Annotated in this window: 12 protein-coding genes; all 12 read right to left on the reverse strand. The window is 44.6% G+C overall.

The features are described 5' to 3' along the window. Window position 1 precedes the first annotated feature (1 nt). The 12 genes from GPK60_RS04305 to GPK60_RS04360 all read right to left on the reverse strand — a co-directional run bounded on the left by GPK60_RS04305 (window position 2) and on the right by GPK60_RS04360 (window position 18,249). Complete coding sequence (locus tag GPK60_RS04305) at window positions 2–436, reverse strand: hypothetical protein (RefSeq protein WP_022120000.1); 435 nt, start codon at window positions 434–436, stop codon at window positions 2–4. Window positions 437–613: 177 nt separating this feature from the next. Then, window positions 614–2,026, reverse strand: a complete 1,413-nt coding sequence (locus GPK60_RS04310) for a radical SAM protein (RefSeq protein ID WP_022120001.1) — start codon at window positions 2,024–2,026, stop codon at window positions 614–616. A gap of 247 nt (window positions 2,027–2,273) precedes the next feature. Continuing rightward, complete coding sequence (locus GPK60_RS04315; protein ID WP_252191289.1) at window positions 2,274–3,284, reverse strand: ECF transporter S component; 1,011 nt, start codon at window positions 3,282–3,284, stop codon at window positions 2,274–2,276. Between the two features lie 13 nt (window positions 3,285–3,297). After that, window positions 3,298–5,124, reverse strand: a complete 1,827-nt coding sequence (locus GPK60_RS04320) for an ABC transporter ATP-binding protein (protein ID WP_022120003.1) — start codon at window positions 5,122–5,124, stop codon at window positions 3,298–3,300. Between the two features lie 16 nt (window positions 5,125–5,140). Next, complete coding sequence (locus tag GPK60_RS04325; protein ID WP_022120004.1) at window positions 5,141–6,085, reverse strand: energy-coupling factor transporter transmembrane component T; 945 nt, start codon at window positions 6,083–6,085, stop codon at window positions 5,141–5,143. A gap of 22 nt (window positions 6,086–6,107) precedes the next feature. Continuing rightward, on the reverse strand, window positions 6,108–7,379 hold the full coding sequence (locus GPK60_RS15615) for a DUF4430 domain-containing protein (protein WP_346727711.1): 1,272 nt from the start codon (window positions 7,377–7,379) through the stop codon (window positions 6,108–6,110). Next, entirely contained in the window at window positions 7,376–9,265 is a 1,890-nt protein-coding gene (locus GPK60_RS04335) for a prenyltransferase/squalene oxidase repeat-containing protein (RefSeq protein ID WP_173896386.1), read from the reverse strand. The genes GPK60_RS15615 and GPK60_RS04335 overlap by 4 nt, the downstream gene beginning before the upstream one ends. Next, window positions 9,243–11,219 carry an AraC family transcriptional regulator gene (locus tag GPK60_RS04340; RefSeq protein ID WP_215658921.1) on the reverse strand — a complete coding sequence of 659 codons (1,977 nt, stop codon included), beginning with the start codon at window positions 11,217–11,219 and terminating at the stop codon, window positions 9,243–9,245. Before GPK60_RS04340 ends, GPK60_RS04335 begins: the two co-directional genes overlap by 23 nt. 421 nt (window positions 11,220–11,640) lie before the next feature. Continuing rightward, complete coding sequence (gene ppdK, locus GPK60_RS04345; protein WP_215658922.1) at window positions 11,641–14,274, reverse strand: pyruvate, phosphate dikinase; 2,634 nt, start codon at window positions 14,272–14,274, stop codon at window positions 11,641–11,643. 128 nt (window positions 14,275–14,402) lie between these two features. Continuing rightward, on the reverse strand, window positions 14,403–15,638 hold the full coding sequence (locus GPK60_RS04350) for a 6-phosphofructokinase (protein WP_215658923.1): 1,236 nt from the start codon (window positions 15,636–15,638) through the stop codon (window positions 14,403–14,405). Between the two features lie 295 nt (window positions 15,639–15,933). Beyond that, the gene (locus tag GPK60_RS04355; RefSeq protein WP_022120010.1) at window positions 15,934–17,322 is read right to left on the reverse strand and encodes a glycine--tRNA ligase; all 1,389 of its coding nucleotides are present in this window, start codon (window positions 17,320–17,322) and stop codon (window positions 15,934–15,936) included. Between the two features lie 159 nt (window positions 17,323–17,481). After that, complete coding sequence (locus GPK60_RS04360) at window positions 17,482–18,249, reverse strand: hypothetical protein (RefSeq protein WP_173865663.1); 768 nt, start codon at window positions 18,247–18,249, stop codon at window positions 17,482–17,484. Window positions 18,250–18,342: the final 93 nt, after the last annotated feature.

An 18,342-nucleotide genomic window follows, 5' to 3' on the forward strand; every position in this document is an offset into this window, starting at 1 on the left:
TTTACAAAAATTTTTTTAATTCATCAATATTTTTCTCTTCCCGCTTCAACTGTTTTTTTGCAAAATCCAGCACTTCTGTATCCTCTCCATCATAGTCACGGATCTGTCTTGTCAGGCTGGTAACGCCCATGGTGCTGCCCTGGATCAGCATTTCCGCAAGCTTTGAAGTCTGCATATCCTGCATACTTTTCCTGTTGATATTCATGTGAGCCATCCATTTGGAGATCATCGGAGCTTCTTTTTGTTCTTCCGGTGCATTGCGTGCTTTCAGCATCTGTCCGCTGACCTGAAATGCTTTTTCATATTCCTGCATCTGCCTGCTGACCGTTTTCGAAAATTCCGCATCCTTTGTCGCATCCAGAATATGACGCAGTGTATCCTGTCCCATGTCTGCATTTTTGTGAATGTCACTCAACATTTTGATCTCTGTCTCCATAAGTTCCTCCTGTCATACATGATATTTGTCACCTCAAACCTGATTCAGGCTTTTATGAACAGTAATCATTATCTTCATTTTTGGAAATTTTATGTACACTTGCTGGACAGAAGGACGGAAGTTTGAATGAAGCTGCTTCTGACGATCCTTTTTTCTGATATATCAACTTCTGTTTTTTTATACTTCCGGCAGTGTACCTTTTTCTCTGGTGATCTGCTTTGGATTTGCTTCTTTTAATTTTTCTGCTTCCGGTGCCCAGCATTTTGCGTAAGCTTCACATTTTCCGCATAAGCTCTCTACCGTTTCCGGACTCTGCATATCGGTGCTCTTTGCATCGGTTGCATGGACGATCTTCTGCAGTGCTTCCGGATTCTCCAGCATCGGACATGGACGCAGATCATTTTCATTAAATGGCTGGCCCATCTGATAAGCACGAAACAGCGGCTGGCTTAAGCATTCCAGAAGCGGTTTGTCATGGATATTTGCATTGGAATAATGGATAAATACGCAAGGTTCTACGTCACCGTTTGGATTGATGTGACAGTAGAATCTTCCGCCAGCGATACATCCGCCGACAAACTCACCGTCATTCTGGAAGTCAAATACAAAGATTGGCTTGCCGCCTTCAAATCCTCGGATCTCACGGATTCTGTGGTACATATATTCTCTCTGCTCCGGTGTCAGAAGCAGATCTGTTGCTGCTTCATTTCCGACCGGCATATAATGGAAATACCATGCATAGCGAACACCTTTGTCGATCAGCATATCCAGGAATTCATCGCTGGTAACGGTCTTGTAGTTCTTTGATGTGTAGCAGATAGAAGTACCAAAGATCAGTCCATGCTCTTTGAGCAGATCCATTGCATGCATAACTTTCTCAAAACATCCGCTTCCGCGTCTGGAATCGTTGACTTCCTCAAATCCTTCCACGCTCAGTGCCAGAGAAATATTTCCAAGTCTCTGCATATCCTTACAGAATTCCTCATCAATCAGCGTTCCGTTTGTAAATGCATAGAACATACACTTATTATGCTTCTCTGCCAGTTTCACGATATCTTTTTTCCTCATCAGCGGCTCCCCGCCTGTCATCATGTAAAAATAGATACCCAGCTTTTCCCCCTGCGTAACGATGCTGTCCAGATCTTCGTAAGAAAGGCTCATGCGATGACCATATTCCGCTGCCCAGCATCCGGTACAGTGCATATTACAGGCAGAGGTCGGATCCATCAAAATAATCCACGGGATGCGGTATCCATGTTCCTTCTCGAATTCACAGGTTTTGGAATAACCATAAAAACCTGCCTGATATCCAAGGTTCAGGGCATGCATTTTCGCTACATGCGGGTCAATCTCATCAAGCACTTTGTTTGTGTATTTCATCCATTTTGCATCTGGATTATGGATCAGATTTCTTGCTCCGTCAAATACTTTTTTCTCAAATTTATCGCCCATCAGCTTTTCCGAAAGATCAGTCAGTTTGAGTAATGCCTCTGTTCGATCATCATGTTTATTCACGTATTTCAATACACCATCAATCGTTTTTGATACAACGGCTCTCATGGTGTTGTCTTTAAAATCTGCAAATGACATACATTTTTCCTCCATCCATATAAGCTTTCTGCAAGGTTCTTTTTATTTTTCTTTCAACCTTTGCATCATTGTATCGCTCAGGATGAATTTTCAAAATAGACAACTTGTCGAATTTGTGCATTTTTTGTACATTTTTGCAGATTTGTGTGTTTTTTTAGCAAATTATGGAATTTGTACATTTTTTTGACACTTTTTCAGAACTGTAAAACATGGTAGTAAAGCTCCCATTGCGAGTTTTTCGATTTTCCTACAGCAACCCATACTTCACCTTGATCCTCTGCAGTTTCTCCAGCAACGGCTTCGCCCCGATCCACAAAAACAAGAAGGTTGAGCTTGCATGCACCAGATCGACCGGAACACCGGAGATATAGATCGCAAGCAGTCCGCTCCAGCTGAATTGATATACGCTCATAAACAGTGCCGCCGGGTTCATGATCCCGCCGTAGATCATAAAGGTGACCAGAAAGCCATATACGGACAGCTGCAGCCGTTTTGTCGGCAGTATCCGCAGTCGGTAGAGGATACCGGATAAAAATCCGATAAATCCCATGGCAAACATCTGCCATGGCGTCCATGGGCCCTGACCGAACAGGAAGTTGCTGACCAGCATGGTCATCGATCCAACCAAAAAGCCAGCCTCTGCTCCAAAGGCGATTGCCGATATGATCACGATCGCGATGATCGGCTTAAAGCTCGGCGTCATAAAGAAAGCCGCTCTTCCGGCAGTGGCCAGTGCGATCATGGTTGCCAGCACAACCAGTTCTCTGACTTCCGGTTTTCTTCCTTCAAATGCCATAAAAAACGGCAGCAATGCATAAAGCACGATCACCAGGCTGATCAGATAATATTTTCTCGGACCAAACACCCGATCGATCCAGTCTGCCAGTGCACTTTGATCTGTCAGCCAGAATCCGGCTGCAATGGTAAGAGGGATTGCCACCAGAAGCAAAAACAGACTGACTCTGGTCCGTTTTGACAGGCGTTTCTTTTCCTGTTGTTTATAGCCTTCGGTGTCTGCCTCAAACATATCATCATCGATCACAACATCACCGGCTCCGCCTTCGCCCATCAGATCTTTGGCAAAATCTGCGATTGCTTTTGTCTTTTTGCCTTTTGGCACGAAGGTGCGTTTCAGCTTCGCCGCGATCGTATCTTCCTCTGCTTCCGGCGATTCATAAAACTGCTTCAGAAATTCTTTTGTTTCCTGTTCTCTTTCCATATTCTCGGCCTGCACTCCCTGTATCTTCTCATTTTTCATCTTTTTTTGCATATCACACACACCTGCTGTCATCCAAAAGAGCTTCCGCAACATCTGCTGCCGTCACTGCCATCGGAAAATATTTACGTGCCATCCTGTTTGCCGCTGTCGTATAGAAGTTATTTCCGGCAAAGAAAGATTTTGGTGTACCGCTCGCCGCAATATTTCCGTCAAAGAACAGACCGCAGCGGTCCGCATAAGATGCACAGAACTCGATATCATGTGAAATCATAAAGATCGTTACACCCTGCTTTTTCAGAAGATCCAAAATTTCTGCAAACTCTTTCTTAAAATAACTGTCCAGGCCTTTGGTCGGTTCGTCCATCAGAAGAAGTTTCGGGCGCAGCAGCAGAATTTTTGCAAGTGCCAGTCTCTGCTGTTCCCCGCCGCTTAAATCATATGGATGACGGTGCAGCAGTCCTTCTAAATGCGTTACTTTGACGATTCCTTCCACTGCCTCGCGTTTTTCCATGGCAAGGTGATACTCTTCATTTTTCTTTTCTTTTGTTCCGCCCACCATCTCGAACAGTTCCAGCTCCACCGTCTTTTTTACAAACAGAGACTGCGGATTCTGCGGCAGAACCCCCAAAAAGCCACGAAACAGCTCCTTTTCACTGTAACGGCGGATATCTTTTCCTTCCAGCAGCACTTTGCCGCGGTATGGCTTTCGAAGCCGGCTGATGATCGAAAGCGTCGTTGATTTTCCGGTTCCATTTCCTCCGAGCAATGCAAAAAACTCTCCTCGCTTCAGTGAGAGATTGAGTCCTTTTACAACATCCGGCTGGTCTTTGTCATAACGGAACCAGATATCTTTCGCCTCCAGAATGATTTCTTCTTTCGCCAACTTTTCTTTCGCATCTTTTCCGAAAAATTCTGCCTCCTGCGGCCGGATCTGTTTTTCTTTGCAGATCGCATTCAGCCAGTTTCTTCCGTCCCGGACTGTGATCGGACACTCCATATGCTTTCCGGAATTTACTTTTGCATAAATCTGCATCGGAACCGGCATTGCCAGAAACATTTCGTGGTTCTGTTTTTTTAATTCTTCCCCGATCTCTTCCGGTGTTCCCATGCACAGTACTTCTCCGCCCTCCATCACGACAACACGGTCTGCTGCCGGAAATACTTCTTCCAGGCGGTGCTCTGTCAACAGGATCGTTGTACCGAGATCTCGGTTGATCTTCTTTACTGTTCCCAGGAAATCGGACGCAGCGATCGGATCGAGCTGTGAAGTCGGCTCATCCAGAATCAGAATATCCGGATGCATAGCCATAATGGAAGCCAGATTCAGAAGCTGTTTCTGACCGCCTGATAATTCTGCCACATTTTTATAAAACCAGTCCTGGATTCCAAAATAACTTGCCATTTCTGCCACACGGATACGGATCTCTGCACTTTTGTATCCAAGACTCTCCAGTCCAAATGCCAGCTCATGCCACACTTTGTCTGTCACAATCTGATTGTCCGGGTTTTGCAGAACGTAACCGATTCTCTGACTCTGTTCCCTGCCTGTCATCTCATGCAGATTTTTTCCGTCAAAAAGAATTTCTCCTTTTCGTTTTCCGTGCGGTGTCAGCGGTGTCTTCATATGTTTTAACAGCGTACTTTTTCCACATCCGCTCTTGCCGCACAGCACCAGAAATTCTCCTTCTTTTATCTGAAAGGAAATGTGGTTCAGTGCTCTTTTTTCTTCTTCCGGATAAGCAAAACAGAGATCTTTGATCTCCAGGATCGAACCTGGTCTGCCTGTCTGGCTTTCTATACTATTATCAATATGATTAATATTTTTCTTATCACTTTTGCTGCTGTTTTGTTTCGTTTCTTTTCCCATCGATTCTGACATCGCCTATCTCCTTTTTCTAATCCTGTACTTCCCACAAGCGATAATTGGCCTGCTCTGCTTTTTCTACCTGTTTACGTCTCTGTTTCCACTGATATCGATCCCAGAGTTCCAGCACCACCGGAAGCACGGAGAACAGCAAAAATGCCAGATATACCAGCAGGCTTCCTGCTGTCAGAGGAATTCCCTTTACAATAATTTTCGGGTTATACTGACAGAACGTATAGCCTTTTGAAAATCCAAACAGAGTCAGTGCGAAACTTGCTCCCATAAACAAAAGGCAGAGAATGTCACGTTTATCAAATCGATACAGAGAAAATGCCGTTCTTCCTTTTTCACCGTAACCGCGGCATTTCATAGAATCTGAAGTCTCGATCGCATTTTCCAGTGCCCAGGTTACCAGAATGGAAAATATCGTGATCCCATGTTTCGCACGCTTTACCAGACTGCCGTTTTCGGTACTTCGTCCGATGCATTTCTGACCATCTGATATCACACCTGCCTCTCTGATAAATTTCGGGACAAAACGCAGACACATCGAAAGCACCAGGGACAGTGCCGGTATGATCTTTCCGAACAGATAGATAAACTTGTCCGATGTCATTACGATCGTATAACAGGAAAACCAGATCATTGTACACACCAGCATCATCGCCATCACCAGACCATACACACAGCTCTCCAGTGTAAACGGATTGCCATTGTGCAGATAACCGATGATCGTCACACCATAGTGGTTGAACATCGGATTCATCAGTGCCACGATCAGCATCATCGGTATCGAAAAGATCAGATTAAATTTAACTGTTTTTTTCCATCCTTTCAGCAAAACGGAATATGCAATTCCTCCAAACAGCGAAATTGCCAGAATGACCGGATGAACAACAAATACCGTCACTCCGATCACTCCGACAAAATAAAGCATGTTCAGAAGCGGATGGTATGTAGAAAATGTATCTTTCATATTTACCTCCGGCATCTGCCCTCTAATACATAGAATTATCGCCTACATCTTTTCCGAGATTGCAGGTATATACCCAGCAGATCTCATCACCTGCATTTACGGTATATTTGCTGCATCCGTAGTTTGGATACCAGCCATTGACGCTGAACATCCATCCGGAAAGTTCTCCGCAGTCAAATTCATACAGATTGTTGATGCCTTCTACATAAGCAGAATTATAGGCCGGTGTGAAGCTGGATTCCATCTGGATACCCGCTTCTTTGCAGACACGCTGCAGTACATCATGCACAGATTCGCCTTCGGTAAATTCTACTTCCGTCGGTGCCAAAATCCAGCCATCGGACGGAACAAACTCTGCCTTGCTGCTCTTTAAATTGTCCATATTGTCCAGAATCGTTGCACAGCTGATGGAAATCGTACAGGTATTGGAAGCTGATGCAGTATCTTCCTGATCAGCTGCATCGCCGCCCGGATCCTTGGCATCTGCTTTCTGTCCGTTTTCTTTTTTATCATTTTCGGCATCCTGACCGGCATTGTTGTTTTCTTCCGCCGGATTTTCACCATTTTCATCGGCTGCATTTTCACTTACATCGACATCCGCACTGCCTGTACCACTTTCTGATTCTTCCTGTGTTTCCTGGCTCTGCTCTTTTCCGTCTTTCTTTTTGGAACTCTGATTTGCTGCATCTGCTCCTTTATTCTGCTCTTCCGTGACACCGCCGATCACATAGCAGTCTCCGTTAAGAGAAGTTACCGTCATCACAAGTGTCGTACTTTCTTTGTCATTTGTCACCGTTACGTCACTCATTTTGGCCAGCTTGCCGTCCTGTTCTTTGACAAGATAAGCGGCATTGGATTCCCAGCTCTGCGGCAGAGTCACTTCCAGTGTCGGCACACAGATCACTCCTTTGCCGTGCATCGTCATCTGCAGGGCATCGTTTGCATCGTTTGCCTGTTTCTTGATCTCCTCTAAATTTTCCTGTGTAAAATCTATCTTCAGATTCTGATCTTCCGGATTCTGGATTTTGGCACAGTCATAAGTCCAGACATAGGTTATTCCGTCTTCAGTTGTTCCTTTAAACTGAACCTTCTGCTCTTTGCCGGCCACGCTCTGGAACTGCTCTTTTGTGATGATGCCATCGGCCGGGATATCATTCATCTCGGCCAGTGCTTTACCTGAAGTTGTTCCTGCGGTCTGCTCCTTTTCTGTTCCTTTTGCACATCCTGCCGTCAGCATCAGGATCACACACAGAAAAAGTGCTGCTATACTTTTTATATTTTTCTTTGTCTTCATCTTAGTCTTCTTCCTTTCTTTTTGCGATAGATTCCAAATGCCAGTGCCTCCAAAACAATGACAAGTGCTGCTCCGGACAATACTGCCGGTGCCATTGTTCTAACCTGTGTTTTCGGATCATTCTCCGCAGACTGTGTTACAGTCTCTGCTTCTGCTTTGCCGTCTGCTGTCAGCTCCGGCACATAGTCTTCTCCGTCAAAACTCCATCCGGAATCTTCGCTCTCTTTTTTGTTCTTTTTCTTTTTTGTTGTTGCTTTTTTCTTTTTAACTGTGCTGCTGCTTTTTTCCGTGGATGTGCTTGTTTTCTTTACAGACGGAAGTGTTTTTGTCTGCCCGGACGGTCTTTTTGCAGCATTGGGAGAGCCTGTCTGCTTCTTTTCACTCTCCGTATTCTTTTTTTCCGTCTCTTTTTTACTGTTCTTATTTTTCTTATCGTCTTTTTTCTTGTGATCTGTTTTGTGATCTTTTTTATTATTGTTTTTCTTTTCGGTTTCTTCCTGTTTTTTTGTTTCGTCTGTCCCGCCATTCTGGGATGTCTCCACCTTTTTGCCAGGTGTCAGCTCTATATCGTGCATATCATAAATAAAACTGCGTCCGTCCAGCAAACGTTGGTATGCAACCGTCGCATAAAAGCCTTGCTCCGTCGCCATACCGTCAAGCATACCGCCGATACCGCCGCCATTGTTTCCGGCATTTGCCGCAACATGCATAAATCCGCCTTCCGGAAGATAGTATTGGAATAATCCATAAAGCGGACTTTTCCCGTTTTTCAGAAAACGTGCATCCTTGCTTCCGTCAATGCCGAGTCCGGAAAGTGCCACCAGAATCTGTGCCACACTCTCGGAAGTCTCAACTCCCTGCGTGCCAAACCCGCCGCTTTCCAGCTGATTTTTCGAAATCCACGCAAGTCCTCTTTCAACCGCAGCATTTACATCTGTGCGTTTTCCATAATAAAAGGAAAGTGCCTGCAATGCCATACCGGTCATGTCAGCATCTCCCTGACCACCTGCCAGATTCCATCCGCCATCCTCACACTGTGCCCCCAGAACTGCCTGAAGCAGCATTTCTTCCGTATTCTGCACCGCCGCCTCTTTGTTCTTTGGAATAGAATAAGACGGATGGCAGTTCAGTGCGATCAGTGCCCAGATCGGTCCATTGATTCCCTGCATACGGACATTCTCATAGTCAGAAAGATAGTCGAATAAATTGTGTCCTCCGACATTCTGTGCATCGATGCCGATGGAAGTCAGTGCCATGATCAGCTTTGAATAGTCAGAATATTTTGTTCTCGTAAGTTTCCAGTTTTTCTGTTCACAATAAGCATACACATTCTGATAAAAGGTTGCTGTATAAGACCATGGAACATATAATCCGCTTCTTTGCAATCCGATCACATTCCAGATACTGCTGAAATCCGGATTGGCATCTTTTGTCAGAAGATAATTTCTCACAGAAGAAAGCACCGTACTTCGCTCCGCCGGAAGATTCTCCCCGCCTGGATTCGTTTCTGTCTCTTTTTCGGATTCAGACTCTTTCTGGGATTCGCTTTGCTTCTCACTCTCCGTTTCTTTTTGTGACTCGCTCTGCTTTTCGCTTTCCGTTTCTTTCTGGGATTCGCTTTGCTTTTCGCTCTCCGTTTCTTTCTGCGATTCGGTTTGCTTTTCGCTCTCTGTTTCTTTCTGTGATTCACTCTGCTTTTCGCTTTCTGTCTCTTTCTGAGATTCACTTTCCTTCTGCGATTCGGTTTGCTTTTCGCTTTCTGTTTCTGCCTGCTGGCATATCTCATCTGTCTTTGCATAAGAAACACCAAGAGAAGAAGAGAGCAGTACCGCAGCCACAAGCATATAAGCTATTCTTCTTTTTTTATTTTTCACTCTGTTTCTCAAAGTTTTTCTCATCCTTTCTTTCGTTTCCTCCGGTCCCTTTTTCACTGACCGGAATATAAAGATACATTTTCTGACTGGTATACCGTTCAAAGGTAAGCCTCTGCAAAGACAGCTCATCTCTGTGTTCCCGAATCCAGCCATACAGCACACATCTTGCAAACATACGCACCGTCTCCGGAAGATTCTCCATATCGTTCTCCTGATCTGACTCAAAAACAGCATATCTTCCGGCTGCGATCGTTACCTGAAAAGCATCTTCCGGAAGATTGTCAAAGGACTCTACGATCGGTCCCAGAATATATTCAATATTTTCCTTTTCCTGATACCACAATGCAATCTTATCTCTTCCTTTTTCTTCTCCTGTCAATGCATTCAGTTTCCGGTACTGCGGAGAATGCTCATCCAGCCAGAATGCCAGCTGTGCCGGAATATCTGCCTCCCGCCGATTTGCAATGATGGTCCATCCGGCCATCTTGATCTCGTCCATATCTATATATGAAATTTTGATTTTATCTTTATATTCAGAATAATAGCGGTCCAGATTGACAACCTTTGCTCCTGCTCTGGCGTATTTCGCCGGACTTGTATAAAACACTCTGCGAAATGCTTTGTCAAACCCGTTTCTCGAACAGAACCCATATTCTTTTCCAACTTCCGCCGGTAGTTTTCCTTCTCTGAGTGCTTTTGCAGCAAACTGTACTTTTCGCTGTGTGATATAAGTGATCGGTCCCATTCCAAAGACATCCTGAAACTCCTTGCGAAAATGATCCTTTGAATAATGAAACTCTTTTGCAAGCTGCTCTGCGGTCAGCTCTTCTTTCATATGCTCATCTATGTAGCGAATCCACTCTTCATTTCGAAATTCTTCCTTATAATATTTTTCCGGCGTCATACCATATTCTTCATGAAAAGCTCTGCTGAATCTGCTGCTGCTTTTAAATGCATACTGTCTGGCCACTGTCTCCGGTTTTTTTCCTTTTTTCAGTTCCTGTGCTGCAAAATATAATTTTCGTCTGCGTATATAATCATTTAATTTTATATCATAATAAATCTGAAACACATTGCGAAAATGACGTTCGGAATATCCAAATACGGTCGCAAGATTTTTGGCCGTCAGTTCCTCCTTAATATGTTCATCTATATAATCGATCCATTCATTCAGACCATATATTTTTCTTTCCTGTTTTGTAGATTTTATCTTATAGTTTTCCTGTATTCTCTTTTGCAGAGGCATATAAACATAATATTTTCCATTTTCATACGAAATAAAATAAATTTTATTCTGGTCATACCATATCTGATTTTCTGTTTCCCAGTCACACAGGGCATATTTCAGTACCATTTTCAACATGCTTTCTGCCGCTCTTCCTGTGAAATTTTCTTTCCAGGTAAATACAACATAATCCGAAGCCTCCAGTACCACTTCAAATGTTTCTCTTTCCCCTCTTTCTTTTCCTTCGTTCTTTGACTGCTCTCTTCCCGAAAGAAAGTGAAACCGATATTCACTGTCATGCCACCAGAACAGCATTCTCTCTTCTGTACTGGTTCTCTTTCTCCAGTTGTCTTTGGCATGTTCTTCAACCTTTTCCATGGCTGTCTCTAAAAAGGAACCTTTTTGGGATTTTTCTGTTTCGGACAGGATGGACTCTGCCACTATTTTCTGTTCTCTTCTTCGAACAAAACAAATTTCTGTATTTTCCTTATCTATGACTCGTTCATATGGTATTTTGCCTTTTCCCTGATAGGCTCTGATCTTCTCTATATCCCATTCTTCTAAACTTTTTTCAAAAAACAGATCAAACAGGTAAGAAAGCTGTATCGGAGCATATGCCATTCTTCCTGCCAGATCTTCCATGGTAATATCCTGATCCGGATGATTCTGTATATAAATTATACATTTCTGCATTTCACTATACAGTCTGCCGCCTGCATCCTGAAACGATACCTGTGCCATATCTATTTATCCTTATCTTTTGATTTTACGTCATGTATAATTGCCTGTCAAAACCTATATATTTTTGGCATAAATCGTTACACATTTTCTTATTGTATGTTATCAATCCAAGGATGTCAAACTCCATCTGCAATTCCTGCCTTGTCTTTAAATGCCAGAATCTCCCTGCTTTGGAAATTCTGGCATTACATTTACAAGCTGTTTTTCCTATTATAGCACAAGCTTTTTCCTTTTTTCCAACCAGAAGGGGCTATTTTGTCGATTTTTGCATAGTTTCTCACTGCCGCAACAAAAAAGACCCCTGAAACCTCAGATTATCTCCGAAGTTCCAGGAGTCCTAATTTACGCTTGGACTATGACCTGACCAAATCAGGTTCATTTATGTTTCAGGACATTTATCTGCCCTGTGACACAGCTCAAATTATGCGTTCTTCTGAGCGATTGCTGCCTGAGCTGCTGCCAGACGAGCGATCGGTACACGGAACGGTGAGCAGGATACATAGTCAAGACCGATGCTGTTGCAGAATTCTACAGAGCTTGGATCTCCACCATGTTCGCCACAGATACCTACGTGCAGTTTCGGATTAACCGGTTTTCCTAATTCGATAGCCATCTTCATCAGTTTGCCAACGCCAACCTGATCCAGTTTTGCAAACGGATCGTTTTCGAAGATCTTAGCATCGTAGTAAGCATCCAGGAATTTACCAGCGTCATCACGAGAGAAGCCGTATGTCATCTGAGTCAGGTCGTTTGTACCGAAGCAGAAGAAGTCAGCTTCTTTTGCGATATCATCAGCTGTCAGTGCTGCTCTCGGGATCTCGATCATAGTACCTACTTCGTACTGCAGATCACTTCCTGCTGCTGCGATCTCAGCATCTGCTGTCTCAACAACGAATTTCTTAACGTATTTCAGCTCTTTGATGTCACCAACCAGTGGGATCATGATTTCCGGTTTCACTGCCCAGTCCGGATGAGCTTTCTTTACATTGATAGCTGCACGGATAACAGCTGTTGTCTGCATTTTAGCGATTTCCGGATAAGTAACTGCCAGACGGCATCCACGATGACCCATCATCGGGTTGAACTCGTGCAGGCTGTCGATGATAGCTTTGATCTGCTCAACAGTCTTGCCCTGTGCGTCAGCCAGTTTCTTGATGTCCTCTTCTTCTGTCGGAACGAACTCATGCAGAGGCGGATCCAGGAAACGGATGGTAACTGGGTTACCTTCCAGTGCTTCATACAGTTTTTCGAAGTCGCCCTGCTGTTCCGGAAGGATCTTAGCCAGTGCAGCTTCTCTTTCTTCTGCAGTTTCAGAGCAGATCATTTCACGGAATGCATCAATTCTGTTGCCTTCGAAGAACATATGCTCTGTACGGCAAAGACCGATACCTTCTGCACCCAGCTCACGTGCTTTTTTAGCATCTGCCGGTGTGTCTGCGTTTGTACGAACTTTCATAGTTCTGAATTTATCAGCCCATCCCATGATTCTTCCGAATTCGCCAGCGATTGTTGCCGGTACGGTCGGGATGATGCCGTCATAGATATTACCTGTGGAACCATCCAGGGAAATGCAATCACCTTCGTGATATTCTTTTCCTGCCAGTGTAAATTTCTTGTTTGCTTCGTCCATAGTGATGTCGCCGCATCCGGATACACAGCATGTACCCATACCACGAGCTACTACAGCAGCATGAGATGTCATACCACCACGAACTGTCAGGATACCCTGTGCAGATTTCATACCTGTGATGTCTTCCGGTGATGTCTCAAGACGTACCAGAACAACTTTTTCTCCTCTTGCAGCCCATTCTACAGCATCATCAGCTGTGAATACGATCTTACCGCAGGCAGCTCCCGGTGAAGCACCCAGTGCTTTTGCCAGTGGTTCAGCAGCTTTCAGTGCAGCAGCATCGAACTGTGGATGCAGCAGAGAATCCAGGTTACGTGGGTCGATCATTGCTACAGCTTCTTCTTCTGTTCTCATGCCCTCATCTACCAGGTCACAAGCGATCTTCAGAGCAGCTTTTGCAGTTCTCTTACCATTACGTGTCTGCAGCATGTACAGTTTACCATGTTCTACTGTGAACTCCATATCCTGCATATCTCTGTAGTGTTTTTCCAGAGTTTCGCATACGTTCTTGAACTGTACGAATGCTTCAGGGAATTTCTCTTCCATTTCGGAAATGTGCATAGGTGTACGAACACCAGCAACTACGTCTTCACCCTGTGCGTTTGTCAGGAATTCACCAAACAGACCATTTTCTCCTGTAGCCGGGTCACGTGTAAATGCAACACCTGTACCGCAGTCATCACCCATGTTACCAAATGCCATCATCTGTACGTTTACAGCGGTTCCCCATGAATATGGGATATCGTTGTCACGACGATATACATTTGCTCTTGGGTTATCCCATGAACGGAATACAGCTTTGATAGCTTCCATCAGCTGTTCCTTCGGATCTGTCGGGAAGTCTTTACCGATCTTCTCTTTGTATTCAGCTTTGAACTGTTCAGCCAGGTTTTTAAGATCATCCGCATTCAGGTCTACGTCCTGTTTCACGCCTTTTTCTTCTTTCATCTTGTCGATCAGCTCTTCGAAGTATTTTTTACCTACTTCCATAACTACGTCTGAGAACATCTGGATAAATCTTCTATAGCAGTCCCAAGCCCAACGTGGATTGCCGGATGCCTGTGCCAGTGTCTCAACAACTTCTTCATTCAGACCTAAGTTCAGGATCGTGTCCATCATACCAGGCATGGAAGCTCTTGCTCCGGAACGAACGGAAACCAGAAGCGGATTCTCTTTATCTCCGAACTTTTTGCCTGTAATGCCTTCCATTTTATCGATCGCTTCCATGATCTGTCCCATGATTTCGTCATTGATCTTTCTGCCATCTTCATAGTACTGTGTACAAGCTTCTGTTGTGATTGTGAAGCCCTGTGGTACCGGCAGACCAAGGTTGGTCATTTCAGCAAGGTTGGCACCTTTTCCACCCAGCAGGTTTCTCATGGTGGCGTCGCCTTCCTTGAACATATAAACCCATTTTGTTGCCATTGTGTTATTTCCTCCTCAAAAGTAATTGTATACAGTTCAGTCAGAACTTTTTAACTTTCATACAGTAATATTCTAACATAAATCTGTTCTCAGTCAAGCTATTGTCCACAAAAAAAGAAGTTTTTTTGTTATTTTTTCAGAACAAGATGCTGTGGAAGACCATTTACCATAAATGGCGGATAATCTCCCTGGATCAGCGGTTCAATGTAATTGATAAATTCTTCTGTCACATAATCTGCTGTTTTGTTGAGCCATGCTCTCGGAACCGTTTTTTCGTTGTTTGCGATCTTGTGGACATCATAAATGCCAGCCGCACTCATGTACGGATCGTCGGATACGCGGTCAATAACGACCATCTTGCCGCTGTCTCCTTCATCTGCTGCTTTGACGGCTGCACCGCCTACCATAAACGCTTCGTTGATATCCACACGGGATGCCATATGGGAAGCACTTCGCTGAAGGGTGGAAAATTCGACTGCCCTTGTCTTGCATCCGATCTCTGCTCCCAGGAAATTCGCTAGATATGCGGCCGTTCCGGTCAGCTGCTTGTGTCCGAATGCATCCACATAATCTCCGCCGCCGGAAAGTTCACACACATAACGTCCGTCCGGAAGTTTGATTCCCTCAGACACCGCTACGATGATGGATTTTTTCTCTTTGAGCAGATCTTTGATCTTTGAAAGGAATACATCGATATCAAACGGCACTTCCGGCAGATAAATAAGATCCGGACCTTCGCATTCTTCGGTCTTTGCAAGTGCCGTCGCCCCTGTCAGCCATCCGGCATTCCTTCCCATAACTTCTATGATCGTGATCATCTCTTTTTTGTAGGTGAGTCCCAGTGCATCGCGGATCACTTCTTTTGTCGATGCTCCGATGTATTTGGCTGCACTTCCAAATCCCGGCGTGTGGTCAGTCAGTGCAAGATCGTTGTCGATTGTCTTTGGCACACCTAAAAATTTCTGTTTATGACCTTTGACAATCGCATAATCCGAAAGTTTTTTGATCGTATCCATGGAGTCATTGCCGCCGATGTAGATAAATGCCTCGATCTCCAGCTTGTCCAGGATACCGAAAATTTTCTCATAAATCTCCATGTCCTCATGGATCTCCGGAAGTTTGTAACGGCAGGAACCAAGAAATGCCGAAGGTGTCCTCTTCAGCAGCTCGATATCCATATCCGAATGAATCTGCGTGGAAAGATCCACGTACTGCTCATCCAGAAATCCCTGGATGCCGTGAAGCATACCGTATACTTTGTCAAAACCACGTTCAATCGCTGTCTTGTAAACCCCCGCAAGGCTGGAATTGATAACCGAAGTCGGCCCGCCTGACTGTCCTACAATAATGTTTCGCATTCCCATAACACAAATCCTCCTTAATACTTTATTCCGGTGCAGGCATATCATATTTCCGTCTTCTGACCCCGGCCGATGCCTGCGGATTGCTCCGTTGCAAAAATATAACGATGCATAATGATGCCTTAGAATTGCTCCGTTACAAAGTAACTCCCGCAATTCTATAAACATTATAACATAAAAGCAGAAAGACTCACAAGGTTCTTTCTGCTTTTTGTATAGTTTATTCTATTTTACTTATGCATTTTTGTGTATTTCGTACAGTTTTCAGGCAATTCTTGTCAGAATTGCTGCTCGCTTCTTAGTATGCCAGCTTTTCTTCGAAATAGGCTGCCAGATCTTCGATCTTGATACGCTCCTGCTCCATGGTGTCACGGTCACGTACGGTAACTGCTCCGTCTTCTTCAGAATCAAAGTCGTAGGTTACACAGAACGGTGTACCGATCTCATCCTGTCTGCGGTAACGTTTTCCGATGTTTCCGCGGTCATCGTATTCACAGTTCCATTTCTTTGAGAGCTGTTCGAATACTTTTGTCGCACCTTCGTTCAGTTTCTTGGACAGCGGCAGAACTCCGATCTTAACCGGTGCCAGTGCCGGATGGAAATGCAGAACGGTACGCATATCGCCGCCTTCCAGCTCTTCTTCGTCATAAGCACTGCACAGAAATGCCAGAACCACACGGTCTGCACCAAGAGAAGGCTCGATAACATACGGAATGTATTTTTCTTTCTTCTCATCATCAAAATAGCTCATATCCTGGCCGGATACATTCTGATGCTGTGTCAGGTCATAGTCGGTACGGTCTGCGATACCCCACAGCTCGCCCCATCCAAACGGGAAGAGGAACTCGATGTCGGTTGTACCTTTGCTGTAGAAGCACAGTTCTTCCGGTGAATGGTCACGTGCTCTCATCTCGTCTTCTTTCATGCCCAGATTCTTCAGCCAGTCGATGCAGAATGCTCTCCAGTACTGGAACCAGTCAAGGTCGGTACCCGGCTCACAGAAGAACTCCAGCTCCATCTGCTCAAACTCTCTGGTACGGAATGTGAAGTTACCCGGTGTGATCTCGTTACGGAATGATTTACCGATCTGTCCGATACCAAACGGGATTTTCTTTCTGGATGTTCTCTGTACGTTTTTAAAGTTTACAAAGATACCCTGTGCTGTTTCCGGTCTTAAGTATACCGTATTCTTTGCATCTTCTGTTACACCCTGGAATGTCTTGAACATCAGATTGAACTGGCGGATATCGGTAAAATTATGTTTTCCGCAGGTCGGACATGGAATCTGATGCTCTTCGATGAAATCACGCATCTGTTCCTGTGTCCATCCATCGACAGAGCCTTCCAGTGCAATGTCTTTCTCATCGCAGAAATCTTCGATCAGCTTATCTGCACGGAAACGCTCATGACATTCTTTACAGTCCATCAGCGGATCAGAAAAGCCTCCGAGATGTCCGGATGCTACCCAGGTCTGCGGATTCATCAGAATCGCACAGTCAACACCTACGTTGTATGGATTCTCTGTGATGAATTTCTTCCACCATGCCTGTTTTACATTGTTCTTCAACTCTACACCAAGATTACCGTAATCCCAGGTATTTGCCAGACCTCCGTAAATCTCGGAACCCGGATATACAAAACCTCTGGATTTTGCCAGTGCCACGATCTTGTCCATTGTTTTTTCCATTTGTCTCCTCCTGTCGGCCGTCTCTGCGGCATATGCATATATTGAAAGAAGCCGTTTATGTTTACTTCTTTGCTCGCTGTTTATCGTGTTATATCAAAATGTGCTGCCCCGAAAATACTTCTGTGCAGACATATTGTGATCTCAGACTTTTCCCTGACATCATTCGTATATGACAAATGTCAGTGTATGTTTTACTTCTTCTGCGTCATCTGCGGTATCGGAAGCTTCGTTTCCTGCTGCGGACTTACTTTCGGATTCTACTTCAAACTGGCCTTTCTCCGCATTGCCATCGGATTTTGATCCGCCGTCTGTGCTCTCACTTTCCGATGCTGTCTCCGTCTCGGATTCTGCTGCCTTTTCCCGCTCTTCTGAAATGCTGGTTGCCGTCTTTTTTCCGGTGACAACTGCATCCGTCGTAACGTAAAGGATCTTGCCCGGAACTTCGATATCCATCTCTTCCGAACAGATTACAACGTTGTAGTTCAGACCGCTCAAAATATCGGATCTTGTCACACTTCCTGTAACTTTTCCGTTTTCCACTTTCTGAAATTCATCCGGGAATTCGTACTTCTGATTGTATGCTCCCTGCAGGTCTCCCGCATAAAAGGTCACATTGTTGAAATCCTGATAATCCCTGGAAGCCGCATAGTTCATATACAGCTCTGCTTTTCCGTCTGTGACGTTAAATTTTTTGACAACGATCGGATCACCTTCCTGTGACTGATTGTACGCACTCACAGAATCATCGATCGTCTGCTTCAGCTCATCCTCGCTGTAGTAGGATTTGTCCAGCGTGTCGATCACCGCCGCCTGTACACTGCCGTCCCGTTTCACTTTTACTGCATTGTGCTCTGCCTGAAACTGACTGCAGCCGCCAAGACATCCGGTTATCAGGATGACTGCCAGAATTCCCTTCCATTTCTTCATAATATTCCCCATCCAGACACAGCAAAATCTCCTTCGCTGCCCTGCCTTTCCTGAAACTTACCATATACCCTTCTGTATATAAAGTACAGAATA

The organism is Ruminococcus sp. MCC718, assembly GCF_018783905.1.
Classification (GTDB): Bacteria; Bacillota; Clostridia; order Lachnospirales; family Lachnospiraceae; genus Hominisplanchenecus; species Hominisplanchenecus faecis.

Coding starts and splice junctions, on each gene's coding strand:
- GPK60_RS04305 (WP_022120000.1), bottom strand. CDS start 436: ATGGAGACAGAGATCAAAATGTTGAGTGACATTCACAAAAATGCAGAC.
- GPK60_RS04310 (WP_022120001.1), bottom strand. CDS start 2,026: ATGTCATTTGCAGATTTTAAAGACAACACCATGAGAGCCGTTGTATCA.
- GPK60_RS04315 (WP_252191289.1), bottom strand. CDS start 3,284: ATGAAAAATGAGAAGATACAGGGAGTGCAGGCCGAGAATATGGAAAGA.
- GPK60_RS04320 (WP_022120003.1), bottom strand. CDS start 5,124: ATGTCAGAATCGATGGGAAAAGAAACGAAACAAAACAGCAGCAAAAGT.
- GPK60_RS04325 (WP_022120004.1), bottom strand. CDS start 6,085: ATGAAAGATACATTTTCTACATACCATCCGCTTCTGAACATGCTTTAT.
- GPK60_RS15615 (WP_346727711.1), bottom strand. CDS start 7,379: ATGAAGACAAAGAAAAATATAAAAAGTATAGCAGCACTTTTTCTGTGT.
- GPK60_RS04340 (WP_215658921.1), bottom strand. CDS start 11,219: ATGGCACAGGTATCGTTTCAGGATGCAGGCGGCAGACTGTATAGTGAA.
- ppdK (WP_215658922.1), bottom strand. CDS start 14,274: ATGGCAACAAAATGGGTTTATATGTTCAAGGAAGGCGACGCCACCATG.
- GPK60_RS04350 (WP_215658923.1), bottom strand. CDS start 15,638: ATGGGAATGCGAAACATTATTGTAGGACAGTCAGGCGGGCCGACTTCG.
- GPK60_RS04355 (WP_022120010.1), bottom strand. CDS start 17,322: ATGGAAAAAACAATGGACAAGATCGTGGCACTGGCAAAATCCAGAGGT.
- GPK60_RS04360 (WP_173865663.1), bottom strand. CDS start 18,249: ATGAAGAAATGGAAGGGAATTCTGGCAGTCATCCTGATAACCGGATGT.